20 protein-coding genes are annotated in these 25,550 nt (G+C 66.0%); 3 read left to right on the plus strand and 17 right to left on the minus strand.

The features are described from left to right. Positions 1-5 precede the first annotated feature (5 nt). The 5 genes from ACQR2C_RS25935 to ACQR2C_RS25955 form a co-directional block, all read right to left on the minus strand. Positions 6-968: an FHA domain-containing protein gene (locus ACQR2C_RS25935; protein ID WP_434882418.1), complete on the minus strand. Its 963-nt coding sequence runs from the start codon at positions 966-968 to the stop codon at positions 6-8. After that, a complete protein-coding gene (locus tag ACQR2C_RS25940) occupies positions 965-2,257 on the minus strand; it encodes a S1C family serine protease (RefSeq protein ID WP_434882419.1) in 1,293 nt (430 codons plus the stop codon). The genes ACQR2C_RS25935 and ACQR2C_RS25940 overlap by 4 nt, the downstream gene beginning before the upstream one ends. 197 nt (positions 2,258-2,454) lie before the next feature. Next, entirely contained in the window at positions 2,455-4,767 is a 2,313-nt protein-coding gene (locus tag ACQR2C_RS25945; RefSeq protein WP_434882420.1) for a caspase family protein, read from the minus strand. Positions 4,768-4,932: 165 nt separating this feature from the next. Then, positions 4,933-8,460: a DNA polymerase III subunit alpha gene (gene dnaE, locus ACQR2C_RS25950; RefSeq protein ID WP_434882421.1), complete on the minus strand. Its 3,528-nt coding sequence runs from the start codon at positions 8,458-8,460 to the stop codon at positions 4,933-4,935. Positions 8,461-8,921: 461 nt separating this feature from the next. Next, on the minus strand, positions 8,922-9,635 hold the full coding sequence (locus ACQR2C_RS25955) for an outer membrane protein (protein WP_315711588.1): 714 nt from the start codon (positions 9,633-9,635) through the stop codon (positions 8,922-8,924). A gap of 265 nt (positions 9,636-9,900) precedes the next feature. Here ACQR2C_RS25955 and ACQR2C_RS25960 point away from each other — a divergent pair, with 265 nt between their 5' ends. Then, entirely contained in the window at positions 9,901-10,236 is a 336-nt protein-coding gene (locus ACQR2C_RS25960; protein ID WP_315738242.1) for a DUF3551 domain-containing protein, read from the plus strand. A 105-nt stretch (positions 10,237-10,341) separates the two neighbouring features. On the opposite strand, the gene ACQR2C_RS25965 is transcribed toward ACQR2C_RS25960, so the two are convergent. Together ACQR2C_RS25965 and ACQR2C_RS25970 are read right to left on the minus strand one after the other, a co-directional pair. Next, positions 10,342-11,115: an outer membrane protein gene (locus ACQR2C_RS25965; RefSeq protein WP_315799722.1), complete on the minus strand. Its 774-nt coding sequence runs from the start codon at positions 11,113-11,115 to the stop codon at positions 10,342-10,344. A gap of 448 nt (positions 11,116-11,563) precedes the next feature. After that, positions 11,564-12,334 (minus strand): helix-turn-helix transcriptional regulator, encoded by a 771-nt coding sequence (locus tag ACQR2C_RS25970; protein ID WP_315799721.1) that lies wholly within the window; start codon positions 12,332-12,334, stop codon positions 11,564-11,566. 138 nt (positions 12,335-12,472) lie between these two features. On the opposite strand from ACQR2C_RS25970, the gene ACQR2C_RS25975 reads away from it, so the two are divergent. Next, on the plus strand, positions 12,473-13,552 hold the full coding sequence (locus ACQR2C_RS25975) for an alcohol dehydrogenase catalytic domain-containing protein (RefSeq protein WP_434882422.1): 1,080 nt from the start codon (positions 12,473-12,475) through the stop codon (positions 13,550-13,552). 12 nt (positions 13,553-13,564) lie between these two features. On the opposite strand, the gene ACQR2C_RS25980 is transcribed toward ACQR2C_RS25975, so the two are convergent. The 10 genes from ACQR2C_RS25980 to ACQR2C_RS26025 all read right to left on the minus strand — a co-directional run bounded on the left by ACQR2C_RS25980 (position 13,565) and on the right by ACQR2C_RS26025 (position 24,316). Then, positions 13,565-14,266 (minus strand): ABC transporter ATP-binding protein, encoded by a 702-nt coding sequence (locus tag ACQR2C_RS25980; protein WP_316181324.1) that lies wholly within the window; start codon positions 14,264-14,266, stop codon positions 13,565-13,567. A gap of 7 nt (positions 14,267-14,273) precedes the next feature. Next, positions 14,274-15,557: a lipoprotein-releasing ABC transporter permease subunit gene (locus ACQR2C_RS25985; protein WP_316181325.1), complete on the minus strand. Its 1,284-nt coding sequence runs from the start codon at positions 15,555-15,557 to the stop codon at positions 14,274-14,276. A gap of 94 nt (positions 15,558-15,651) precedes the next feature. After that, positions 15,652-16,986 (minus strand): proline--tRNA ligase, encoded by a 1,335-nt coding sequence (gene proS / locus ACQR2C_RS25990; protein WP_316237395.1) that lies wholly within the window; start codon positions 16,984-16,986, stop codon positions 15,652-15,654. A gap of 208 nt (positions 16,987-17,194) precedes the next feature. Continuing rightward, positions 17,195-17,692 carry a TlpA family protein disulfide reductase gene (locus tag ACQR2C_RS25995; RefSeq protein ID WP_315799717.1) on the minus strand — a complete coding sequence of 166 codons (498 nt, stop codon included), beginning with the start codon at positions 17,690-17,692 and terminating at the stop codon, positions 17,195-17,197. Further along, complete coding sequence (locus ACQR2C_RS26000) at positions 17,689-18,915, minus strand: sialidase family protein (RefSeq protein ID WP_315799716.1); 1,227 nt, start codon at positions 18,913-18,915, stop codon at positions 17,689-17,691. The genes ACQR2C_RS25995 and ACQR2C_RS26000 overlap by 4 nt, the downstream gene beginning before the upstream one ends. 8 nt (positions 18,916-18,923) lie before the next feature. After that, entirely contained in the window at positions 18,924-21,317 is a 2,394-nt protein-coding gene (locus ACQR2C_RS26005) for a TonB-dependent receptor domain-containing protein (RefSeq protein WP_434882423.1), read from the minus strand. Between the two features lie 93 nt (positions 21,318-21,410). Further along, positions 21,411-21,878, minus strand: coding sequence for a DUF2946 family protein (locus ACQR2C_RS26010; RefSeq protein WP_434882424.1), 468 nt, complete (start codon positions 21,876-21,878; stop codon positions 21,411-21,413). 39 nt (positions 21,879-21,917) lie between these two features. Next, positions 21,918-22,436, minus strand: coding sequence for a copper chaperone PCu(A)C (locus tag ACQR2C_RS26015; RefSeq protein ID WP_316217862.1), 519 nt, complete (start codon positions 22,434-22,436; stop codon positions 21,918-21,920). A gap of 137 nt (positions 22,437-22,573) precedes the next feature. Continuing rightward, positions 22,574-22,939, minus strand: a complete 366-nt coding sequence (locus ACQR2C_RS26020) for a DUF2946 family protein (RefSeq protein WP_315799712.1) — start codon at positions 22,937-22,939, stop codon at positions 22,574-22,576. A gap of 531 nt (positions 22,940-23,470) precedes the next feature. Beyond that, entirely contained in the window at positions 23,471-24,316 is an 846-nt protein-coding gene (locus ACQR2C_RS26025; RefSeq protein ID WP_316181336.1) for a metallophosphoesterase family protein, read from the minus strand. A gap of 197 nt (positions 24,317-24,513) precedes the next feature. Between ACQR2C_RS26025 and ACQR2C_RS26030 the strand changes: the two genes are divergently transcribed. Further along, a complete protein-coding gene (locus tag ACQR2C_RS26030) occupies positions 24,514-25,542 on the plus strand; it encodes a sugar ABC transporter substrate-binding protein (RefSeq protein ID WP_315799710.1) in 1,029 nt (342 codons plus the stop codon). Positions 25,543-25,550 lie beyond the last annotated feature (8 nt).

Here is a 25,550-nt window from a genome sequence, read left to right on the forward strand (position 1 = left end):
TGTGGTCAGCGCTCCACACCGGCCGGCGCCAGCGCGGCACGGTCGGCATCGAGCTTCGTCCTCAGCCGCGCGGCGTCTTCGAAGAAGGTTCCCTCGTCCTGCACCGGAACCAGGCGCAGGGACGGCGGCATCAGCACGTGGCTCACATTGGGACGGCCGGAATTCGCCAGCGCCTCCGACCGCTGCACGGTCTGGATCGCGATCGCGACCACCAGCAGAAGGCCGACCACCACGCCCTTGGCGAGCATATGGCTGCGTCCGACCTCACGCAGATGCAGCAAGCAGGTCGCGGCGAGAACGATCCACGAGACGAGGTAGCCGTAGGTGAAGACAGCGGTCCAGGTCAGGGCGAACGAGGCAATCTGGGCGAACTCGCTGTAGACCCAGAACGCGATCAGACCCGCCTGCGCGATCAGGAGGTGGCGCAGAAAATGCGAGCGGCCGGAAAACAACCGCGCCAGCAGCGCCCAGACGCCAACCCATGCGACGACCACCCCGATCATCGTGACGGTCGGCACGAGATAATCGGACAGATGCGCCTCGGAGGTCTGCGCAAACCAGGTCATCACGGCGTTGATTGCGAGCAGGACGACGCCGAGGGCGATCGCGGCGATGATCGGCAGCGCCCCGCGTTCGGAGCCCGCGAGCCGCTCCGGCTCGACGGCATGGCCGGCGTCGCGGATCCGAAGCAGCGTCTGGCCGATCCGGATCGGCTTGGTGCCGTCGAGAACGAGCTGCGGCTTCCGGCTCTTGCCGCGATCGAGAAAGAGGCCGTTGGCGCTGCCGAGATCCTCGGCGACCAGGCGCCCCTCGCCGTCGCGGAAAATTCGCACATGGCGCGCGGCGACATAGGGATCGTCGAGAATGACGTGATTGTCGTAGCCGCGGCCGATGCTGATCTCGGCGGCATCGACACGGAAGCGGCCGGCGACGTCGCGATGCTTGGAGAGGATCTCGATCCAGATCATCGTGCGACCTGCAGGCGTTCGAGGAAGCTCTTGCCGAGGCGCAAGGCGTCGTCATAAGCGATCGCCTGCAGATTCAGCCGCGACACCAGCGCCTCGTCGGCATGATCCTGCGTCACCGCGACCAGAACGACGTCATAGAGGCCGTCGAACTCGCGATAGCCCTGCGCGCACCACAGCACGCGCAGCGGCGGATGAGCGGCCGCCGGCGTCACGCCGACGAAATCGGCATGGCAATGCTGCGGCGTGTACCATTTGCGGAACGAGCCGCCCTGGGTGAGTCGTGGCTGCGCCAGCTGCGTCAGCACGGTCGCGAACTGGAATTGATTGAGGTCGATCGATTTCGCGTAGGAGTGGCTGACCTCGACCACGCCGGTGTTGAGGTCGGAGGCGACATAGACGCTGGCCTCGGCCTTGCAACTGGTCGAATTGATGCTGGCGCGCGGCTTCGGCGACGCGCTGGCATTGGTGCTCGCCCAGCATTCGAACCACCCCGCGCGCGTCTCCGGCGCCTGATAGGACCCGAACACGCGGTCGCGGAAGCCCTCCTCGCCCAGCGACTTGTAGAGCGCTCCCCGCCAGCTCGTAAGCTGCGCGATCACGTCCTTGCGCAGATCGGCCGCCGCCGGCCTGGCATCCTGGCCGCGCGCCAGGAGCGCGGCCGCGAAGCGTGCGGGCACCAGGAAGCTGATGAGCTGGCCGCCGCGGCGCGTCGCGACGTTGATGCCCACCACCTGGCCCTGCGCATTGACCGCCGGGCCGCCGCTCATGCCGGGATTGAGCGCGCCGGTGAAATGGATGTGATCGTTGTAGCTGTGCTCGACGAGGCCGTTATAGGTGCCCTCGATGATGGTGAAGCCGAGGTCGAGCGGGTTGCCGAGCGAATACAACCGCTCGCCTTTCGGCAGGCTGCCGTCGAGCGCGGCCTTGTCGAACGAGAAGAACGGCGCGTTCTGCTTGTCGACGCGAACGAGCGCGAGATCGTTGGGCAGGTCGACGGCAAGCAACGTGACGCCGCCCTGCGTGCCATCCGCTCCGGTATATTCGAGCCGGTACGTCTTCGGCTCGAGCGCTGCATCCGAGACGACGTGATAGTTCGTGACCGCGAGCCCGTCGGCCGAGACCAGAAAGCCGGATCCTGTCGAGGTCTGGCGGCCGGCATCGGCCACGAGCGTGCGGATCTGGAGCAGGCGCGGCGGCGCCGAGGCATAGACGGCTTCGGCGCCCGGCAGCCCCTGCGCATCGCTTGGCGAAGGCATGCCGGCGATACCGACGCTGCAAAGGGCGGCCATGATTGAGCTTCGCCAAATTGAGCTTCGCCAAGACAGCGTGCGCAAGGTCCCGACAAACGCTGATTTCACTGAAGCCCCCGCAACACGTCGTCGGCCGTCGACGTCTTGCGCCCACGATCGATCAGTCCGGCGGTCCGCCCATATCGAAAACAGGCCGATGTTGCAACCGCGCCGGCGTCAGGCCAACGCGCGGCGGCTCAGCAATGCGGAACGTTCGGCGGACATCTCTTGCCCGGCGGCGGCGGGGCCGCCGGACGTGGCGGCGGCGCCGCGGGCCGTGCCATCGGCGGCGGTGGCGGCGCCGGCCGGGCCACGGCGGCCATCGGCGGCGGACTGGGACGCGCCATCTGCGGCGGAGGCGCAGGGCGCGCCATCGGTGGCGGAGCGGACGGACGCATGACTTGCGGCGGCGGTGGCGCCGGCCGAGGTGGCGGAGCCGCCCGAACCATCGGTGCAACCGGCGGTCGTGGCGGCGCCGGCGGCGGACTCAGACGCGCCGTCGCCGGTGGTGGCGGCGGGCGGCGCTGGATCTGCGGTGGCGTCGCCTGCTGAATGCGCGGGCTCACCTCAGGCCCGCGCGGAGCGGCTGACGGCATGACCGGACGGGACGGCGTCGCCGATGGCCTTGCCGGCTGCGGCATGACGGCGCCCGGCGGCGTGCGGTTCGCGCGCAGATCCTGGCGCGCGGGCGGTGGCAGCGCGCCAGAGGGCGATGCCGGTGCCGGCTGGCGCAGACCAGGAGTCTGAACCGATGGTGGCACCGGCGGACCACCGCGACCGGGCACCGGCAGCGGATTGACGTTGGCATGCCCCTGCCCTGGTCCTGTCATGGCGGGCGAGGGTCCACCCGGCGGAGCGTTGGCCTGAATGGCCGGTGCCGCACCGGGCCGGAGTGCGGGATTGGCGAGCGGTCCTCCCGGCGGCGGGACCTTGCCCTGCTGGATCAGCGTGGCGCGCTGCACGACAGCCGGCGGCAGGGCCGGTGCCACCGCCACGGCCGGCGTCGGCACCGCCGCGGGGCCTGCAGTGATCGGTCCGGCCGGCGGCGCCGGACGATTGATCACGGTGTTGATGACGGTCGTGTTGTGGATGTTCTGGTAGATGATGTTGTTCGGCGGCGGCGCAACGAAGGCCGGCGGCCGGACATAGACCGGGATCGGCACGAACACCGGCCGCGGCAGGATGAACAGGCCCACCGGGGCGAATGGCGGCGGCAGCTCCACGAAATCCGGCGGAGGCGGCGGCAGGATGTAGACCGGCGGCGGGGGCGGCGGCACGAAATCGAATTCGGGATCCGAGAACATCAGCACCGGGCGCTCGACATAGATCACCTCGTCGAGCGGCGGCGGCGGCACGTCATAGTCGATCATCGCGAAGGTCGGCGGCGGCGCGGGCGGCGCGGACAACATCGCCAGCCGCCGCCGGGCGTCCTCGGCATGCGCGCCATAGGGATAGCGCTTCAGGTAGGACCAATAGGCCTCCGGGCTGTCGGTGCGAAACGTCCGCCGCCAGGTCAGCGCCTCGCGGCGAGCGGCGACGAGGGCGCGCACGCGCCTCGCAAGCGGGTCGTTCGGATAGGCGGCGATGAAATCCTCATAGCCCTGCAGCGTGTCGCGCTCGAGCGCCGCGGCATAGGCCTCCTGCACCGGCAGCTCGCGGATCGGGCGCGAGCGCAGCGCCGCACTCTGCTCCGGCGAATCCGACGTGGCGGGCGCGTCCGGCGCCCGCTCGAAGAAGGTGAAGGCGGCCTGGATCTTCTGCGCATCCCATGGCACCTGCGCGCCCTTGGTCTCCTCGTTGACGCGCAGCCGCAGCCGGTCGAACACCTCCGGCAGCGACAGCCCGCCGGTGCGGATCATCTCCGCGAGCGAGCGCGCGTAGACGCCGTAGGCGCCGGTCTCGTTCGGCGCGATCGTGCCCGGCGCCGCATTGAAGGCGATCAGCATGTTGGCATCGGGCTCGACCAAAGCCAGGCCGCCGGCGATCGCCGGACCGCCGGTGATGAAGGGCTGCTGGCGGGCGGCATCGAGCACCACGACGCTGGCCTTCACCGGCGTCGCCGCAAGCTGGCGGATGTAGTCGCTGAGGCGCAGGCCCTCGGTCGGAATGTCGACGTCACTGCCGATGTTGGCGTCGACGGGCAGAAAATAGTTCTCGCCGGCGAGCTGCATGCCGTAGCCGGCGAGATAGACCATCGCGACGGTGTTGTTGTCGGCTGACTGGGCCTTGTGAATGAAATCACGAAAGCTCTTGCGCAGCGTGTCGGCATCGAGATCGCGCGCGCCGACCACGTCGAAGCCCGCGGCCTGCAGCGTCTGCGCGATCAGGCCGGCGTCGTTGGCCGCAGACGCCAGCGGTCCCTTGGCATAGGCCCCGTTGCCGATCACCAAGGCGATACGCTTTTCGGCGCCGGGCTGCTGCGCTGCGGCAGGCCGCGGCAAGGCCGCCAAGGCGAGCAGGCAGAGCGAGACACTCAGGACGATCTTCGCGGTGATCTTGGCCAAGCGCATGGTTCAAGCCCCTTCGAGGCACCCGCCGCGGATTCAGCGGGAGAATGGCTGAACCGCGGTTGAACGGAGGCATGTCCGTACAGCCCACGCGCAGCTTTTTTGTTCCTCGTCCCCGTTCGACCGGCAAGATCGCCGGACGCAGCCGCTCCAGCGGAACGATCGCCTTTAGAGCTGCTGCACGTCGACCACGCCGGTCACCGCCTTGATGGCACCTGCGATTTGTGGCGAAACCTTGAAGCGCCCCGGCAGCTTCATCTCGACCTCGGTTTCGAGGTCCAGCATCATCACCAGCGATACCTCGCCCTCGCCTGCTGCCGTGCGGGGCGCCAAGGGGGGCGCCGCACCCTTGGCGATCGCTCCATTGCCATTGACCGCGGTGCCTTCCGGCCCCTGCAGGCGCTTGACGATGGAGTCGAGCGGCTTGGTGTCGCGCAGGAAGATGCGCAATCCCCGCTGCGTCTTGGCGGCGGCATCATCGAGCGGCTCGGCATGCAGCACGCGCGCGCGGACATCCTCGCCCTGCAGCTCGGCGCCGAGCTGCAGCAGCACCGCCGCGCCCGGCTCGAGCACGTCGCGATATTGTGCGAGGCCCTCGGAGAACAGCACGGCCTCGAAATGGCCGGTCGGATCCGACAGACCCATGATGCCCATCTTGTTGCCGGTCTTGGTGCGCCGCTCCATGCGCGACACCACGGTGGCGGCAACCTTGCCCGCGGTCGCGCCGGTCTTCACCGCGCGCGAGAACTCGGCCCAGCTCTGCACGCGCAGGCGCTTCAGCGCCGCCGCGTAGTCGTCGAGCGGATGGCCCGACAGGAAGAAGCCGATCGCGTCGTATTCGCGCCGCAGGCGCTCGGCCGGCAGCCAGTTCTCGATGTTCGGCAGGATGATCGCGGGCGCGTCGGCGGCGTTGCCGAACATGTCGTTCTGGCCGGAGGTGGCGGCCTCGTTGGCACGCTGGCAGGCGGCGACGATGGCATCGGCGCCGGCGAACACGCGGGCGCGGTTCTTGTCGAGCCCATCGAACGCGCCGGCCGCCGCCAACGTCTCGATGATGCGCTTGTTGATCGCGCGCGGATTAACGCGAGAGGCGAAGTCGGCGAGCGAGGTGAACGGGCCGCCCTTGTTGCGGGCCTCGACGATCATCTCGATCGCCTGCGGCCCGACGCCTTTCAATGCCGCGAGCGCATAGAAGATGGTGTTGCCGCTGACCTCGAAGGTCGGCCCCGAGCGATTGATCGACGGCGGCTCGACCTTGATGCCCAGGCGCTGCGCCTCCGAGCGGAATTCCGACAGCTTGTCGGTGTTGTTGAGATCGAGCGTCATCGACGCCGCGATGAACTCCACCGGATAATGCGCCTTCATGTAGGCGGTGTGGTAGGACACCAGCGCGTAGGCGGCCGCGTGCGACTTGTTGAAGCCGTAGTCGGCGAATTTGGCCAAGAGGTCGAAGATCGTGTCGGCCTGGTCCTTCGGCACGCCGTTCTTGACGGCACCTTCGACGAAGCGGACGCGCTGCTTGTCCATCTCGGCGCGGATCTTCTTGCCCATGGCGCGCCGCAGGAGATCGGCTTCGCCGAGCGAGTAGCCGGACATCTGCTGCGCGACCTGCATCACCTGCTCCTGGTAGATGATGACGCCGAAGGTCTCCTTCAGGATCGGCTCCAGAATCGGGTGTAGATATTCCGGCTCCTCCTCGCCGTGCTTGCGGGCGCAGTAGGTCGGGATGTTGGCCATCGGGCCCGGGCGATACAGCGCGACCAGCGCGATGATGTCCTCGAACCGGTCGGGGCGCATGTCGATCAGCGCCCGCCGCATGCCCTGACTTTCAACCTGGAACACGCCGACCACGTCGCCGCGGGCGAGCATCTGGTAGCTCGGCGCATCGTCGATCGGCAAGGTCGCGAGATCGACGTGGATGTCGCGCTGCTTCAGCAGCTTCACGGCGACGTCGAGCACGGTCAGCGTCTTCAGGCCGAGGAAGTCGAACTTGACGAGGCCGGCCGGCTCCACCCATTTCATGTTGAACTGGGTGACCGGCATGTCCGATTTCGGATCGCGATACATCGGCACCAGCTCGCTCAGCGGCCGGTCGCCGATCACGATGCCCGCGGCGTGGGTCGAGGCGTGGCGCGTCAGGCCTTCGAGGCGCATCGCGATGTCGAAGGCGCGCGCCACCACCGGATCCTCGTCGCGGAACGCCTGCAGCTTCGGCTCGCCCTCGATCGCGGCGGCGAGCGTGACGGGAGCAGCCGGGTTCTGCGGCACCAGCTTGGTGAGCTTGTCGACCTGGCCATAGGGCATCTGCAGCACGCGGCCGACGTCGCGCAGCACGCCGCGCGCCTGCAAGGTACCGAAGGTGATGATCTGCGCCACCTGGTCGCGGCCGTAGCGCTGCTGGACGTAGGAGATCACCTCGCCGCGGCGGTCCTGGCAGAAGTCGATGTCGAAGTCCGGCATCGACACGCGCTCGGGATTGAGGAAGCGCTCGAACAGCAGCGCGAAGCGCATCGGGTCGAGGTCGGTGATGGTCAGCACCCAGGCAACCAGCGAGCCGGCGCCGGAGCCGCGCCCCGGTCCGACCGGGATGCCGTGCGCCTTGGCCCATTTGATGAAGTCCGACACGATCAGGAAGTAGCCCGCGTACTTCATGCGCATGATGACGTCGAGCTCGAAGGCGAGCCGCTTCTGGTAGTCCTCCTCAGTCATGCCCGGCGCCATGCCGTGCACCTTGAGGCGCCGCTCCAGGCCCTCCTCCGCCTGCCGCTTCAGCTCGGCGGCCTCGGCGCTGGCGGCGTCCACGGCATCGCCGCTGCCGGCGCCGACCGTAAAGAACGGCAGGATCGGCTTGCGCGTGCGCGGCCGGTACGAGCAGCGCTCGGCGATCTCGACCGTCGAGGCCAGCGCCTCCGGCAGGTCGGCGAACAGCACCGCCATCTCGGCGCGGGTCTTGAAACGGTGGTCGGGCGTCAACTGCACGCGCTCGGTGTCGGCGATCAGGTGGCCGCCGGCGATGCACAGCAGCGCATCATGCGCCTCGTAGTCGTCGGCGGTCGCGAAATACGGCTCGTTGGTCGCCACCAGCGGCAGGCCCTTGCCATAGGCGATGTCGATCAGGCCGCCCTCGACGCGGCGCTCGCGGTCGACGCCGTGGCGCTGCAGCTCGATGTAGAGGTGGTCGCCGAACAGGCTCGCCAGCCGCTCGCAGCGCTGCGTCGCAAGTGCCGCCATGTCGTGCTGGATCGCGAGCGAGATCGGCCCATCGGGCCCGCCGGTGAGCGCAATCAGACCATCGACGCCCTCGTTCAGCCACTCGAACTTGATGTGCGGGGCCTGGTGCGTCGGCGTGTCCAGGAAGGCGCGCGAGTTCAGCCGCATCAGGTGGCGGTAGCCCTCCTCGCGTGCGGCGAGCAGGACGATTCGCGAGGGCTGCGCGGCCGCGCCGGCATTGCGGGCGTTAGGGTCCATGTCGCCGAAATCGATGGCGAGCTCGCAGCCGGCGATCGGCTGGATGCCGTAGCTCGCCATCTTGTCGGAGAATTCGAGCGCACCGAACATGTTGTCGGTGTCGGTCAGCGCCAGCGCCGGCTGGCGATCGCCCTTGGCGAGCTCGCCGAGCTTGGCGATCTTGATCGAGCCCTTCAGCAGCGAATAGGCGGAGTGAACGTGGAGATGGACGAATCCGGCGCTGGACATGCTCGCCTTGCTGATACCTGGGCTTTTCCGAGATCACGGGATCGGGCCGGCTTCGGGGCTCGCTCGGGATCCTGCCCCCCGCGCCATGCCCTATCCTCCGACCGACTCGCCCCCGCATCATATCGGAGGCCCATCGGTAAGTCCGGCGCCCTCGCCTGCCTTGTCCCCAGCCAACGCGCTCGGAAAACTAAAGCTGTGGAATGATTTGCGCCCAGAGCGCGATCATGCCGACGAACAGCGTGATCGACGCCAGCGCGGCGGCTTCTTGAACGAAAACCTTCAGCATCGGGACCTCCCTGAGTCAGAACATATGAAGAACAATGTTCCTTTTCTGTTCTCAGGTCAAGCGCGCTGATCGGCCCGTCGCGGCGCCGGCGCCGCAAATGGTTAATCCGGCCCTCAAACAAAAGCCCCGGCGCGAACGCCGGGGCTCTCCAATCCGCCGATCGGGCGGAAGCGACTCAGTAGCGCGTCGCGACCGGGCCACCGAAACGGTAGTTCAGGCGGGCGGTGAACAGATCGACGTCCTGCTTGATGCTGTCGGAGCCGAGCGCGCCGAAGCTGACGGTCTGACGGTCCATGAACAGATGATCGTACTCGACGCCCAGCGACCAGTTCGGCGCAAAGCCGTATTCGACGCCGGCACCGACCACGCCGCCCCAGCGCGTGTCGTCGTTTGAGGCGAGGAACGCGCCGGTCGCCGCATTGGTGATCGTGTACTTGTTGCTGGTCACGGCAGCACCGCCCTTGGCGTAGAGCAGCACGTTGTTGATGGCGTAGCCGACCTGGCCGGTGAACAGGCCGAACGCATCGGTCTTGGTGCGGTTACGCGTTCCGAACAGCGCGCTCTGATTGTCGCCGGTGAGGTCGGCCCAGTTGCCCTGCGCCTCGACGCCGAACACGATCTGGCCCATCTGCCAGCGATAGCCGACCTGGCCACCGACGGTGCCGCCGGATGCATCATGCGAGCCTTCGCGGCCGCCGCCGACCAGATCCCAGGTATTCTCGCTCCAGCCGCCGCCACCGTTCACGCCGATGTAGAAGCCGCTCCAGTCATAGATCGCAGCCATCACCGGCGGCGGTGCCTTCGTGTAGGGACGCGCGGCGAGATCCGCAGCAAGCGCCGGCGAGGCCAGCACCACGAGCGCCGTCGTCGTCAACAGAAGTTTCTTCATCACAGGTCCAGTCTCGTCTCATTTGGCCCCCAGGCCAGCCGCACCTCTTAACGATCTGCGCCACAATTGCTGTAGCCGCTCGGTCACAGCTCGCTGCTGAAAGGCCGTGAGACATGTCGGGAAATTAATCTGTAATCACAGTGTGTTGATGGAACTTTCCAGCTTGCAATCGAGAGCCGACCGACTACACACGTCAGGGCCGCGCCAGTGCTTCGCCATGATGCACCCGCGTTCTGGTCATCGAAGGGATGAAGGGAGATCGTTGATGCGTGAGGTGTTATTCGCGGCCCTGGCTGCAGCCGGCCTCGTGGTCGCAACCCATGCCCCGGCTCACGCCGTCGGTGTCAGACATGCGTTCTGCCTGCAGGGTGATGAGTTTCCGGGCTTGAGCCACTGCACCTTCGACACTTACGCGCAATGCCAGGCGACGGCGTCGGGACGCCTGCTGAACTGCATCGCGAATCCCTATTTCGCCGGCGTCAGCAATGACCCGCGCGCGACGCCCTATCCGTATCCGCACAGGCAGCGGATCAAGCCGCGTCCGCCGGCGCCCAATCCCTACGCGCCGTTCCCCAACCCGTTCGTGTTCGAAGAGGACTGACCCGTCCCCGCCTTCAACGCGACGCGTTGCCGTCTCAGGCCGTAGCATCAAGGTTCGTCGAAGCCGCGGCTTCGACGAACCGGAGCAATCGAGGGTGACGTTGCGTCAGCGCATCATCCCGAAACCCGGACCGAACTTGTAGTTCAGCTTCACGAGCCCGATGTCGATATCCTGCTTGATGCGATGAGTCATCGCGGGCGCGCCGGCCGCGGCGACGAAGTTCAGGTTCTTGTTGCCCAGGAAAATGTGATCGTATTCGACGCCGACCGACCAGTTCGGCGCAAAGCCATATTCGATGCCGGCACCGACCGTGCCGCCCCAACGCGTCGTGTTGGCCCGATCGAGCATCACGTTGGTGCCCGTGGTGAAGGTGTCGTAGCGATCGCCGACGACCGCGGCACCGCCCTTGATATAGCCGAGAATGTTGTCGAAGGCATAGCCGACCTGGCCGGTGAACAGGCCGAAGCCGTTGGTGCGTGACCGGTCGCTGACATTGGGAAGAATCAGGTTGCGATTGGTGCCCTTGAAGTTGGCCCAATCCCCCTGCGCCTCGACGCCGAACACCCAGTTGGCCATCTGGTAGCGGTAGCCGACCTGGCCGCCGACCGCCGCGCCGCCACCGCCGGAACAACCCTCGCGATTGGCGGCCGGATTCACCGCCACGCCGGCGTTCGAAACCAGATTCCAGCAATCCCGGCTGGAACCGCCGCCGGCGTTGAAGCCGACATAGAAGCCGCTCCAGTCATACACCGTCGCCACGACGGCGGGCGGCGCCTTGGTGTACGGTCCCTTCTTCATTGGAAGATCAGCTGCGAATGCAGACGTCGCCGCCGCGATTGCGCCGAGCCCCACCGTTGCGCCGAAAAGCGTCTTCATCATCGAACTCCGTAGCTTCTGTCCCAAAGTCCCCAGGCCCTCTGGTTCCCTGCGAAAAACATGCAGCGCGACGAAGCGACTATGCCACCCGCATTCGCTCCGCCGACATCAAACCGATGTGCAGATCAGAACCATTCTTTCCGGCTTTTATGGGATTGGGTGCAAAGGCCTGTTTTCAAAGGCTTTGCCGGCAACATGAACAAACAACTAATAAGATGTATGGAGGAGTCGTGGCCGTCGTCCATCCATGGCCACAATACGAGCGACGGCAAAATCGTGATCGGGAAACTCCCGGTCACGTAACGAACCTTCTGGCGTCCCAGTCGTGGATTCTTCGGGGCAGCACGATGGGTCCTGCGAATGCGTAGCATCATCATCCGCAAAGCAGTCGATTGTATGATGCCTGCCGGGCGATGCCGAACGCGCGCGCTCGTCCGCAGCGGCGGCGTCATCACGTGTAGTAGATCGCCAGCTTCAGCGCGGGATCGTCGTTGGACTGGAACGTCGCGTATCGCAGCCTCACGCGGCCCTTCTTCGGGTGCTCGAGCAGCTTCTCGCCCGCAGCAAGCGGGTTGATGTCGTGCGCCGCCCACAGACCGTCGAACTCGCGGCTGCCGTGCCGCAGCCGCGCGATCAGATCGACGAAGGCGGGATCGCCCGCCCACAGATCATAGGTCCCGCGAAACTGCGCGACCATGCGTTGCGCCAGCTCCTTCCATTGCGCGCCGAACAGCCGGCGCACGCCGGGCTTGCAAAGCATCAGCACCAGCGTGTTGCGCTCGTCGTCGGCGAGTTGCGAGAAGCCGAAGATCTCGTCCGCCGCGGCATTCCAGGCCAGCACATCCCATCGTCGTCCGGAGATGTAGGCCGGCTGGTTCAGACTCTGCACGAGATCGCGCAGCCGGACCGGCACCTGCTCGCGCACGAACGGCTTGCGCGTGGGATCGCGCACCAGCGCCTTGAGGTGAGCATGCTCGGTTCGGCTCAGGCGCAGGGCGCGCGCCAGCGCATCGATGGTCGAGGAGGACGGCTTCACCGCCCGGCCCTGCTCGATTCGGATGTACCAGTCGACGCCGATGCCAGCGAGCTCGGCCACTTCCTCCCGCCGCAGCCCTGCGGTGCGTCGCCGCCGCCCGGTCGCGAGTCCGACCGCCTGCGGCGTCAGCTTCTCGCGCCGCGAGCGCAGGAAGTTGCCGAGCTCGGCATGGCGCTGATCACTCATGCGCTGGATCCCTCATGGTTCGCTTTCGAGGCGGCTTGCCAGCCTGGGCTTGCCCAATCCCAGGATAATACCAGGCCTTCCTGCGCGGAGCATAGACCGGCAGGCTGCAGCCTCGCCATCGCGAAATGGAGAAGCACCATGAAGGCCGCCGTACTCAAACGATTTGGATCGCCGCTCGAGATCGAGCGTGTCGAGGACCCCGTGCTCGGCACCGGCGAGGTCATCGTCGACATCGCCGCGGCCGGCGTGCTGTCCTATGCCAACGAGGTTTTCAGCGGCGAGCGGAAGTACCTGCTGGACCTGCCGGTCATCCCGGGGACCGGGGGCATCGGCCGGATCAGCGCCCTCGGCCCCGATGCGACGCATCTCGCGATCGGCGACTGGGTGTACTGCGATCCAACCGTGCGCTCGCGTGACACAGCACTCGCCCCTGACATCACCCTGCAGGGCCTGAGCGCGCGCGGACCGGGCGGGCTGAAGCTGCAACAGCATTTCCGGCACGGCTCGTTTGCCGAGCGCATGCGCGTGCCGACGGAGAACGCCAAGCCGATCGGGGCCATCGACGCTGACGACGCGGCACGGTGGTGCGCGCTCGGCACCCTGCTCGTGCCCTATGGCGGCTTTCTTGCCGCCCATCTGCAGGCGGGCGAGACCGTCCTGGTCAGCGGCGCCACCGGCAGGTTCGGCAGCGCCGCGGTTGCGGTGGCGCTCGCCATGGGCGCCGCTGCGGTCGTGGCGCCCGGCCGCAACGAGGCCATGCTGGCGGAGCTGAAGCGCCGGTTCGGCCCCCGCGTCCACCCGGTCAGACTCTCCGGCGACGAGAGCGAGGACACCGCACGCATGAAGCGCGCGTCGCCGCGTCCGATCGACTGCGTGCTCGACATCATGCCGCCGTCGGTCTCGGCCGGGGTCGTGCGATCAGCCGTGATGACCGTGCGTCCCTATGGGCGCGTGGTGCTGATGGGCGGCGTCGGGATGCTGGGCGGAGCGGGGCTCGAGCTGCCCTATCCATGGATCATGCGCGACTGCATCACGATCCACGGCGTCTGGATGTATCCGCCGGATGCTGCGGTCAGGATGGTCGCGCTGATCCGGGCCGGGCTGCTCGAGCTCGCGCAGTTCGAGCCCACCTGTTTCGACCTCGATCATGCCAACGACGCGGTCGCCCACGCCGCCGCTCATCGCGAGCCATTCCAGATGACGGTGATCAGGCCCTGACTGCGACCTGACTCAATCCAGCTCGACGACCTTGCCGCCGACGATGGAGACGCGCCGGTCCATGCGGCCGGCCAGCTCCATGTTGTGGGTCGCGATCAGCATCGCGACCCGCGTGGCCTTCACGAGCTGCATCAGCGCGTGAAAGACGTGATCGGCGGTGGCAGGATCGAGATTGCCGGTCGGCTCGTCCGCCAGCAGCGCACGCGGCGCATTGGCGACCGCACGCGCGATCGCGACGCGTTGCTGCTCGCCGCCGGAGAGTTCGGCCGGGCGGTGCTTGATCCGCTCGCCGAGCCCGAGATAGGCCAGGATCTCGGTCGCCCGCTTCACCGTCTCGGACCGTTTCAAGCCGCGGATCATCTGCGGCAGCATCACGTTCTCCAGCGCCGTAAACTCCGGCAGCAGCCGGTGCGACTGGTAGACGAAACCGATGTCGGTCCTGCGCATCTGGGTGCGCTCGATGTCGGTCAACTGCGACGTTGGCACGCCTCCGACATAGACCTCGCCCTCGTCGGGGCTCTCCAGGAGGCCCGCGATGTGCAGCAATGTCGACTTGCCTGAGCCCGACGGCGCCACCAGCGCCACCGATTGCCCGGCCCACAGCGCCAGCTTGGCCCCGTCGAGAATGGTCAGCTGCTGCTCGCCCTGCATGTACCGCCGCTTGATCTCGTGGAGATAAACGACCGGCACATCCTCTGCCCCCTGCTCTTCCATCAGCGCCTCACTCGTAGCGAAGCGCTTCGACCGGGTCTAATCGGGCCGCGCGCCAGGATGGATACAGCGTAGCCAGGAAAGACAGGGTCAAGGCCATGATCAGAACGGCCGCAGTCTCGCCGGCATCGATCTCAGCCGGCAGCTTCGACAGGAAATAGAGCTCATTGGGAAACAGATCGGTGCTCGTCAGCCAGGACAGAAACTTCCTGATCGAATCGATGTTCATCGAGATCAGGAGGCCGACGACAAATCCGGTGAGCGTGCCGACCACCCCGATCGAAGCGCCGGTGATCAGGAATATCCGCATGATCGCCCCCTGCGAAGCCCCCATGGTGCGCAGCACGGCGATGTCCTGGCCCTTGTCCTTGACCAGCATGATCAGTCCCGAAACGATGTTGAGCGCGGCGACCAGCACGATCAAGGTCAGGATCAGGAACATCACGTTGCGCTCGACCTGCAGCGCATTGAAGAAGGTCGAGTTGCGCTGGCGCCAGTCGACGAGAAAAATCGGGCGGCCGGCCGCCTCCGTCACCGTCTTGCGAAACTCCTCCACCTTGTCGGGATTGCTGGTGAATATCTCGATCGCGGTGACGTCGTTGTTGCGGTTGAAATAGGCCTGCGCTTCGGCCAGCGGCATGAAGACGAAGCTGGCGTCGTACTCGGACATCCCGATCTCGAACACCGCCGCGATCTTGTAGGGCTTGATGCGCGGCGTGGTGCCCATCGGCGTCACGGCGCCCTTCGGGGCGACCAGAGTGATGCTGTCGCCGGCATGCAGCGACAATTGGTCGGCAAGCCGGCGGCCGATCGCGACGCCCTGGCCTTCGTCGAAACCTTCCAGCGAGCCCTGCTTGATGTTCTTGGCAATCGACGTCAGGTTCGTGAGGTCCTGCGCGCGAATGCCGCGGATGAACACACCGGACGCATTGAAGGGCGACGAGCCGAGACCTTGTCCGTCGACCACCGGCGCGGCGAGGCGGATGCCCTGCACCTGCGCGATCCGATCGGAGACGTCCTTCCAGTCGGTGAGCGGCGACTCCAGCGGCTGCACCAGCAGATGCCCGTTCAGGCCGAGGATCTTGTCGAGCAGCTCCTTGCGGAAGCCGTTCATCACCGCCATCACGATGATCAGGGTTGCGACGCCCAGCATGATGCCGAGGAAGGAGAACCCCGCGATCACGGAGATGAACCCCTCCCTGCGGCGCGCACGCAGATAGCGCCCCGACAGCATCCACTCGAAGGGAGCGAAGGGAGTGGTGGTCTGCACCGGTTCGGTCATGGCGTCATCCATTGTGCGATCATCCCATGATTCGGGCCGAATGTGGCCGGATTGGCCTGAAGGGGCGAGCAGCCCCGGTGGATAATCCGATGATCGAACGAGCGCCTCAGCCAGCCAATGTCCCGCCGCCGAGCCGTGCCACGACGTCCGCTGGGGACATCATCTGGCGGGCGCCGTCGCTGCGCGTCTTCACCTCGACCTTGCCTTCGGCAAGGCTCTTGGGTCCGACCATGATCTGCCAGGGGATGCCGATCAGGTCCGCCGTGGCGAACTTGCCGCCGGCGCGCTGCTCGGTGTCGTCGTAGAGCACGTCGACCCCCTTGGCGAGCAGATCGCGATAGAGCTGCTCGCAAGCGGCATCGGTGTCGGAGCCGCCCTGCTTCAGGTTGAGGATGACGGCGCGGAACGGGGCGACCTCCTCCGGCCATTTGATGCCGGCCTCGTCGTGACAGGCCTCGATGATCGCACCAGCCAGCCGTGACACGCCGACGCCATAGGAGCCACCGTGGACGGTGACCTCCGCCCCCTCTGGGCCGGCGACCAGGGCCTTCATCGGCTCGGAATATTTGGTGCCGAAATAGAAGATCTGGCCGACCTCGATGCCGCGGGTATGGACCCGCCGCTCGGCCGGCACCTCGGCCTCGAAGCGGGCCGCGTCATGGACGTCCTCGGTCGCCGCATAGAGCGAGGTCCATTGCTTGATGATCGGGGTCAGGTCGCCGTCATAGTCGACGGAGGCCGGCGGGATCGGCAGGTCGAGCACGTCACGGTCGCAGTAGACGCCGGATTCACCGGTCTCAGCGAGCACGATGAATTCATGGCTGAGATCGCCGCCGATTGGACCGGTCTCGGCGCGCATCGGGATGCCCTTCAGGCCCATCCGCGCGAAGGTGCGCAAGTAGGCGACGAACATCTTGTTGTAGGCACGCCGCGCGCCGGCCTCGTCGAGATCGAACGAATAGGCGTCCTTCATCAGGAACTCGCGGCCGCGCATCACGCCGAAGCGCGGACGCTGCTCGTCGCGGAATTTCCATTGGATATGATAGAGATTGAGCGGCAAATTGCGGTAGGACTTCACATAGGCACGGAAGATTTCCGTGATCATTTCCTCGTTGGTCGGCCCGTACAGCAACTCACGCTTGTGGCGGTCGCTGATGCGCAGCATCTCCGGCCCATAGGCGTCGTAGCGGCCGCTCTCGCGCCAGAGATCGGCGAGCTGCAGCGTCGGCATCAGCAGTTCCAGCGCACCGGCGCGGTTCTGCTCCTCGCGCACGATCTGCTCGATCTTCTTCAGCACCTTGAAGCCCAGCGGCAGCCAGGCATAGATGCCGGCCGCCTCCTGCCGCAGCATGCCCGCGCGCAGCATCAGACGATGCGAGACGATCTCGGCTTCCTTCGGATTTTCTTTCAGAATGGGTAGGAAAAACCGCGACAGACGCATGGGCGAGGCCTTCAAGATTCGGTTCGGGCTGGCGCAGTCAAACCGGATCAGGCGGCAAAACACAAGGCTGGGTTTGAAAAAAGGCGGCTAAGCCGCCGGATTCCCAATCAATTTACCGGTTCCGCTGAAGTGGAGGATGAACGGCGCACGCCGCCATGACGAGGCTCGCACTGGGCGCCCGGGCAGGATCCCGCGCGCCCTAGACGCCTTAGTGCCCCCGCCCCTGCTCCGACGACCATTTGTCGAGATCGCTGATCTCGGCGCTGCCTTCGATGGTCGAGACCACGCCCTCGCGGGTCACGAGCATCGTGCGCGGGATGTCGCCCTGCCAGGACGGATCGATCTCGAACCGGAGGCGCTCGACGTAACCGTCGTTGAAGATGAAGTTCTCCGCCGTGGTGAGACCGGCCTTGTCCAGCATGGCCTGGGTCGCGGCATCCAGATTCGGCACCAGGTCGGCGCTGACGGTGACCACGTCGATCTCGGGATGATCGGACATGAACTTGCCGAGCTGCGGCAGCTCGATCTTGCAGGGGCCGCAGGTGACGCCCCAGAAATGGATCAGTGTCGGACGACCCGCATGGGCCCGCAGCACCTCGCGCCAGGTGCCGCGCTCGAACGGCTTCAGCGACGGTGGAGCTGCGGTGCTCGACGCCGTCAAGGCGACGAGGCCAAAGATCGCAAGGGCGGCGAATGCGCGTGTCATGATTCATCTCCGATCGGCTGCAACCGATAGCCGTCCGACTTGGTCATCCAGGACAGGAAGATCTGCCTACCATGGGCGACCAGGAGCGGATGATCCGACGCATTGTCCGTGCTGGCAAGCGCGCGCGGCTTCGACCACGTCTCGCCATCGTCACGGGATTGCATCACCATCACCGTGGTGCGCTCGCCATCGAACTCCTTCCACACCAGCGTCGTGGTGTCCTGGGTCGCGAGCATATAGGGTCGCGTCGGATTGCGGTCGGCCTGGCCGATCGCCATCGGTTCCGAGAACGTCCGGCCGCCGTCGCGCGAATGCGCGTAGAACAGCCCCTTGCGAACCTTGCCGCTGGTGAACCAGGCGACATGATAGGTGCCGGTCGGCGCCACGGTCAGGCTCGGCCCCTGATGCGGGCAGGCCTTGATCTGCCAATCATCGGTGCTGACCCGGTAGACCTCGCCGGGGGTGCCGAGGTCGCTGAACGTGATCACGGCGTGGTCGCGCACGCTGCCTTCGAAGATGTTGCGGAACATCACCACCGGACGTCCCGGCCCCGCGAAGGCAACGCCGAGCCGGCAACATTCGCAGGTGTTGTCCTGGGCCAGCGTCGCTTCGGCATAGGTGGCGCCGCCATCGCGCGACGAGGAGAAGTACAATGCCGCACCCTCGTACGAGCGCCCTGCGGCCTTGGCCGGCACCCGGTTGCGCTTGTCGAGCCACGCCACGAAGACGGTGCCATCCTGGTCCAGCGCCAGCGCCTCGAAGCGCTGGCTTTCGTTGTTCGACGTGATCGGACGGGGCGCCGCGAAGCTCTTGCCGCCATCCTCCGACCTGGAGTACAGCACCTGCCCGTTGAACGCCTGGTCGCGGAAGATCGAGAACGCCACTGCTATAACGCCTTTGCGATCGACCACCAGCTTCGGCCGGGCATCGGGCCCCCAGTCGAGATTGAGCTGCTGCTCGGTGACCGGCGCGGCGGCGGAATACGTTTTCCCGCCGTCGGTCGAGCTCGCCACCGACACCCGTCCTCCGGCCATCCAGACGAGCCAGAGCTTGCCGTCTTCAGCGAAGAATGGCGTCACCTTGGTAGCGCATCGGAGCTCGGTGCCCTCGCATGCCGCCTCCGACCCGTGCTGGTGCGCCATCTGGGCTCGGGCGGTGAGCGGACAAAGCATGGCGATCGCCAGCCCGACGAGCCCGCTCCGAAGCCGTGCGATCCTTGTCATTTCGGTCCTCATCGGAATGCCACCTTCATCCCGGCCAGGAACGCGCGCGGCGAGCCGGCGTAGATCGTTCCCGTGCCTGCCAGTCCCTGCACGCCGGCGCCCGTCACCGTATTCTGCAGATTGTTCGCGGAGGCGATGTAGGTGCGGTCGAACACATTGCGGACTTCGAAGAAGACGTTCATCGACTTGAACGTGTCCGAGGCAAGCTCGGTCTTGTAGTGGACGTTCAGATTGACGAGCTCGTAGCCCGGCGCCTTCAGCAAATTCGCATTGTCCATATAGAACGAGTCCTTCCACTGGACCTCGACGAACGCACCAAGTCCCGCGAACCGCCCGCTGTCGTGATCGTATCCGAGCCGCGCGGTCAGCTCGTTCGGCGAGATGCCGGGAATCTTGTTGCCGGCGCGGTTGAAGCCGAACAGGTTGCTGCCGTTCACAAGGTTCTCAGAATACTCGGTGTAGACTTGGTCGAGGTAGGTGTAGGCAGCGGTGAACCGCCAGCCCGGCAGGACCCGCCAATCGGCCGCCAATTCGACGCCGCGATGCTCCGAACGCGGTGCGTTGAAGGTGTAGGACGTGTTCTGCGTCCCTGTGACGGCCTGGGTGACGATCTCGTTGCGGAAGAACTCGTAGAAGCCCGTTGCGCTGAGGGTCAGAGACCGGTTCGGCGTCCAGTCGAACCCCACGTCGTAGCCCAGATTGGTCTGCGACTTCAGCTGCGTGTTGTTGCCGAAATCGCCGGTCGGCAGCACGAACAGGTTGGAGACCTGCGGCGTGCCGTACCCGGTGGCGACGCGAGCTCGCAGCAGCCAGTCGCTATTCACCCTGTAGAGCAGTGCCAGCTCGGGGGCGAGATTGTCGAACTGCCGGTCCGCCGTCGTGATCGTGGTCGTCGTTGCCGTCGCGCCGTAGGTGTAGGCGGTGTTCACGCCGCGCAGATGGGTGCGCTCCCAGCCGAGACCGGCCACCCCCGTCAGTGCCGCCGTCAACTTGAGCTCCTCGCGGGCTCGCAGGCCGTAGTTGGTGGTCTCGCTCCAGGTGTTGGCCGAGAGGCCGCCGAGCGCTGCGTTGCCGCCGGGCACGACGAAGCGCGTATCTCCGGACGCGGTCAGCGTGTTGTAGAACGCGCCGAAGAAGGCGGTCGATTCCAGCCCGAAGATCTCTCCCCTCTTGGTGATGTCGCTCATGTAGTTGTAGGACGGATAGTCGCCGATCGCGCTGGTCGATCCTGTCGGCTGGCTGATGTTGCGGTCGTCGAACACGAACTGGTTGCGCCAGGTCGTGTCGTTGTCGAAGTCGTGCTCCCAGCGGCCGCCGACGATCGTGCGTCGATCGTTGCGGCCGAGCCCCGCCTGCAACGCGGTCTCCTGATCAACCCCACCGAGCGTATTGATTCCGTTCTTGTTGAGCCCGACGGTCGCGCAGCCGGCCGCCATAGACGTTCTCGTGGTGCAGCCCTGCTGATATGGGTTCTGATAGTACTGGCTCAGCGTGTATCGAATCGGCAGCCGCGTAAACAGGTCGTTGTTGATGATCTTGACCGTGAAGCGGTCATCCGGCGTCGCCTTGTAGGTGCCGAGGAAGTTGACCGTCTGGGTGTTGAACCAGCCGTTGCCGAGATAGCCGTCGCCGCGGACGTCGCTGGTGAACAACGAGCCCTCGAAATTGCCGACCTTCTTGCCGAAGGTCATGTAGTTGCTGAGATAGCCGAAGCTGCCGCCCTCGCTGCCGATCTCCGCGCCGTCGATGCTGCCGCCCGGACGGGTGCGGAAGTTGATGGCGCCTCCGGTCGCATAGTTGCCGTAGAGCGCCGAGGACGGGCCGCGGATGACGTCGACCGCGCCATAGGCGTGGGGATCGATCAGGTCGCTGCGCGACAGCCCGTCCGGCTGCGTGACGGGAAAGCCATCCTCGAACAGCGCGATGTTGCGGATGCCGAAGCCGTTGCGGGCGTTGGAGCCTCGGATCGAGATGCCGAGATCGCGCGGTCCGTTGCCCTGCTTGAGCGAAACACCGGGGCTTTCGCGCAGGATGTCGCCGACGGAAAACGCAGGCCGGTCATCGTAGCGGCTGCGGTCGATGGTGGTTGCGGTCTGGCCGGACGGCGACTGGCTGAGCTGGTTGCGGGCGGCGCCGACAGCCGAGGCTGGGTCGGACACCGCTCCTCCCGGCCCGGAGCTGCCGGCCACGGATGCGCCGGCCGGCTTCGGCGCGCGGGGGCGGACGGAGGCGGCCTGCACAACCGGCTTGCGCACGGTCCCTTGTGGTGCTGCACGCGGCGCGTCGACGGTGACGGACGGCAATTCCTTCTCGGTCTCGGCGCGCGCGATCGTGGCCGGTTGCAGCAGCATGAGCTGCAAGGCGACCACGCTCACGCCACCCAGGGCATGACGACGGAACATGTTTGACTTCCCCGATGCCGGCTCTACACGGCCGGTCTTCCTGGTTCAAAACGGATCGGCGCGCTGCTGCGGCGCCGACGACGAGTTCTGTGCTCAGGAGAGGAACGGGGGTCCTCTTGGTTGCGCCTGCGCCCGGGCGAGGAGATGAACGAGGCGGAGCTCGCGCGCAGTCCAGACGATGGACGCCGTCAGACGCAGCGGAGCCGCATCGAATGGCGCCGGCGGCGCATCGAGCGCCGCAGCGGCGTGCAGCACGCAGCACATGACGCAGTCAAGGCCGCAGGCAGCGCGGTCGGTATCACCATTAGAGGGCGCCGCATCCGTCTCGGCATGGCAGATCGCCGTCCCGCCGAACGGATCGACCGTCACGATCGTCGCTGCCGTCAGGGCGGACGCCGCCACTGGCGCCAACACCTGCAACAGCATTGCTAGCAGCGCGACCGGCAGATATCGGACGAACTTCCGACGGACATTGGCAGGACGTCGGGTGCGGTCGGCCGCCAGCAGCCGGCTCGCGCGCGAGCCGGCTATCATGGCGGCGTTCAACACCCGTTGCGTCATCGAGGCCGGCCTCTCCGTCGGAGCCGCAGAGCGCCCGGCCTACATCTTCATGCCGGAATGATCATGCTGCTTCATCATGCCGCCGCCCTCGCCGCCTGGTGCCTTGGCGCCGACCGCCTGCACCTCGAGCGTCACGGCCACCTTGCCGGCCTTCTCGAACTCCAGCGTGACCGGCAGCTTGTCGCCCTGCTTCAGCGGGCTCTTCAGCTCCATCAGCATCAGGTGATAGCCGCCCGGCGCCAGCGCGACGGTCTTGCCCGGCTCGATCGTGAGTCCCTTGTCGAGGGGGCGCATGGTCATGACACCGTTGGTGACGGCCATCTCGTGAATCTCGACTCGCCCGGCGACGTCGCCGGTCACCGCGACGAGGCGGTCGGGCGCGCTGCCCTTGTTCTCGATGGTCAGATAGCCAGCGCCCGTCTTGGCGCCGCCCGGCGTGGCGCGGCTCCAAGGCTGGGTGATGACGAGGTCACCGGCCTTCACGTCCGCGGCCAAGGCGGCGGAAGATCCTCCCAACAGGAGAGCGAATGCGAGCAGAGAGCGTCCGAGGAAGGTCATGTCGATTATCCTTCTTGTCTTGGCGGCGATGCGCCAGCTTGGTTGATCGGCGCATGTCCGCACGGCGATCGCCGCGCAGACAACGCAGGTCATGGTGATGTGATTTGGGAGGTCAGGGCCGCACGACGGCCAGCGCGTCACGCTGCGGGCGGAGCCCGTGCCTGCGCGTTCGAAAAAGCCTTGGTGATCCCGTCAGCCCGGTCACCGGCGCGCCACACGACCTCGCCCGAATCGCGTTGCGGAACGGCGATGGTGGAGAGCTCTGGCCCATCCAGTGTGACCGGCTGCGCCAGGCAGCACAGCGAACAGCCGTGAAGCGCAGGGCTCGCCGGCGACCCATCGTCAATCGGCTGGGAACCCAGCTGGCCGTGGCAGATCTCAAGTCCGTACAGGGGATCGGCCGCGGCTGATGCCGCCGCCCAGGCAACACCGATCGGCGCCAGGATCTGCACCATCAGTGCGATCAGCATGATCGGGAGAAACGCCTGCAGCCGCTGCCGCATCAAAGCCTGCCAAATGAACCGAATTCTTGTGCCCGAGTGGACGCCCGGAGTCGAGGTCGCGCAGGGCACAGTCGGCACATTTCGCCAGCGGTCGTTGATTAAGAACAATCCCGCCGCGCCTCAGGGCCGCCGTCAAATACGGTAACTTGGCACCTATCACGAGAAAACACGAAAATAAAACTCGTCAATTGCAAGCACTTACCGATCATTTCAGGAAGTGCGCGAAATTTGAACAATCGTTGCCGAAAAGGATGACAAACGCAAAAAGATCGTCTACGAATTTGGGCCTCAGGCTAACGCTTGCGGAAGTCTGGTGGTCCAAGTCTCGGGAGGAGCCCTGGCGCGCAACAAGCAGCGTCACCCCGCTTAACAAGATCAAATCTGAACTTGCGGGATATCTAAAGGGTCGACACAATTTCCGAGCAGGGCCCGCTGCCCTGCTCTATTTTTTTTTGCGGTCCTCGCAGGGCAGCCACCGTCTTAATGACGGTATTGCGGGCCGCATGAACGCCACCTGAACACGCCACCACCTCAAGCCACCGCAGCCGTCGCGAAGCGTGTCAATGGCGCACGCCACCGCGCCTTGGCCTTTGGCCAAGGCAACGTCACCGACAGCGGTTCGCGGCCCGTCACGCTCCAGCGCAACGAACCATCGCCGATATCGAGAAGGCCAGCCGCTTCGGCTGGATCGCCCGAGATGAACGTCTCGGTCAGCGACTGCAACGTCAGATGCGGTGTGCCATCGACCGTCGTCATCGTATTCCAATGGACATGCCCGGCGAGCGCGACGATCGGGCAAGGCGCATCCGCGATCGCCGCGCGGATCGCATCGGTCTCGGCATAGGCCGCGTGTTCCGGATTGGCTTCGAAGTAGTAGTTGCCGGTCTGAGCCTGTCCTGACAGCGGCACGTGGCTGACGAGCAGGGTCGGCCGGTCATCCTGGGCAAGCAGCTGGACCAACGCGCCGAGATCGCCCGCGGAGAGGCGAAAGCCACGGCTCCGCGTCAGACTCACGTCGGGTTGCCAGAACACACATCTGACATCGCCGATGATCAGAGCCCGCGACCCGCACGGACGATCCATGATCGCTTCATTGTCGGCGAGACTGAGCAATGCGAGATCATGATTGCCACTGACATGATGATGCGCCGGCGCAAGCTTTGCGAAACACATCGCGACGTCGCTTTGCAGCAGACGATCGCGCTCGGGATCTTCGTCGGAAATCCGGTCGCCGAGATCGATAACCGCAGCGATGTTTTCGGCGTTCATCTGCGTGACGAAGCGCTCGAGCAATGGCAGCGCCACCGATCCACGCTTCGTCTGCGTATCCCGGCCGTGATGGATGTCGGCGATCACGGCGATGCGTGTCGTTGCCAAAGGCTCTCTCCCAAAGCTGCGCTGCCGCGTACCACGGGTGCATCACGGTTTTCTGACATTGCGCGTGCAGCGCGAAAGCCATCCAGTGCAACGCACAACATCCGGCTGTGGCGTGATGAATTGGGTTGTGAAACACTGCAGATCTTGGCGGCGCGATCAATGACGCCGCCGGACAACGATGGGACAGGGAGCACGGGATGCCCGGCACTGACAAAACGTCCAAGAAAACGACCAGGCGCGATCTTCTCCAGGCGGCGACGGCCGCGGGCTCTGCGGCCGCGCTGCTCGCCGGCTTCGGCATCAATCCGGCGATGGCCGCCGAGATGGGCCGTTCCGAAAAGCCGCTCAAGGCGGCGTTCTCCAATGCCGGACTGCAGGCGACCTGGTGCGCCCAGGGCAAGCAGGCCGCGGAATGGTGGGGCAAGCTGCTCAACGTCGAAGTCACCTGGTTCGACGGCCAGCTCGATGCGGTGAAACAGCGCGCCGCGATCGACAACATGGCGTCGCAGAAGTGGGATTTCGTCGCCATCCAGGCGTTCGGCATCGGCACCCTGACCCAGCCGGTGCAGAAGATGATCGACGCCGGCATTCCCGTCATCGACATGGACACGCTGATCGCCCCGCTCGATCAGATCAATGTCCACTCCTTCCTGGCACCCGACAACGAGTTCATGGGCGCATCCGTCACCCAGGCGTTGGCGAACGCGATGGGCGGCAAGGGCAAGATCATCATGACGCAGGGCGCGCTCGGCCATACCGGCGCACAGGGCCGCGCCAAGGGCTTCAATTCGGTGATCAAGCAGTTCCCGAACATCGAGGTGCTGGACACGCAGCCGGCCGACTGGGACGTGTCGAAGGCGGCGCGGCTGTGGGAGACCTATCTCACGAAATATCCGCAGATCGACGCGGCGTTCTTCCACAATGACGACATGGCGCTTGCCGCCTACAACATCATGAAGGCGCGCAACCGCACCAACATCCTGATCGGCGGCGTCGACGCCATGCCGCCGGCGATCCAGGCGGTCAGCGACGGCCGCATGTTCGCGACCGTGCGCAATCCGTCCTGCCGCATCCACGGCGGCGCGATCGTGGCCGGCGTCGCGGCGGTCACCGCCGGCGAGAAGAGCGGCCAGGGCATTCCGAAGCACGTCATCACCGACGGTCCGGTCGTGACCAAGGCGAATGCCGCGGGCATGCAATGGATGGAGGATCATTTCCTGATCTGAAGTCCCTC

It is taken from the genome of Bradyrhizobium sp. HKCCYLRH3061 (genome assembly GCF_051168015.1).
GTDB lineage: Bacteria > Pseudomonadota > Alphaproteobacteria > Rhizobiales > Xanthobacteraceae > Bradyrhizobium.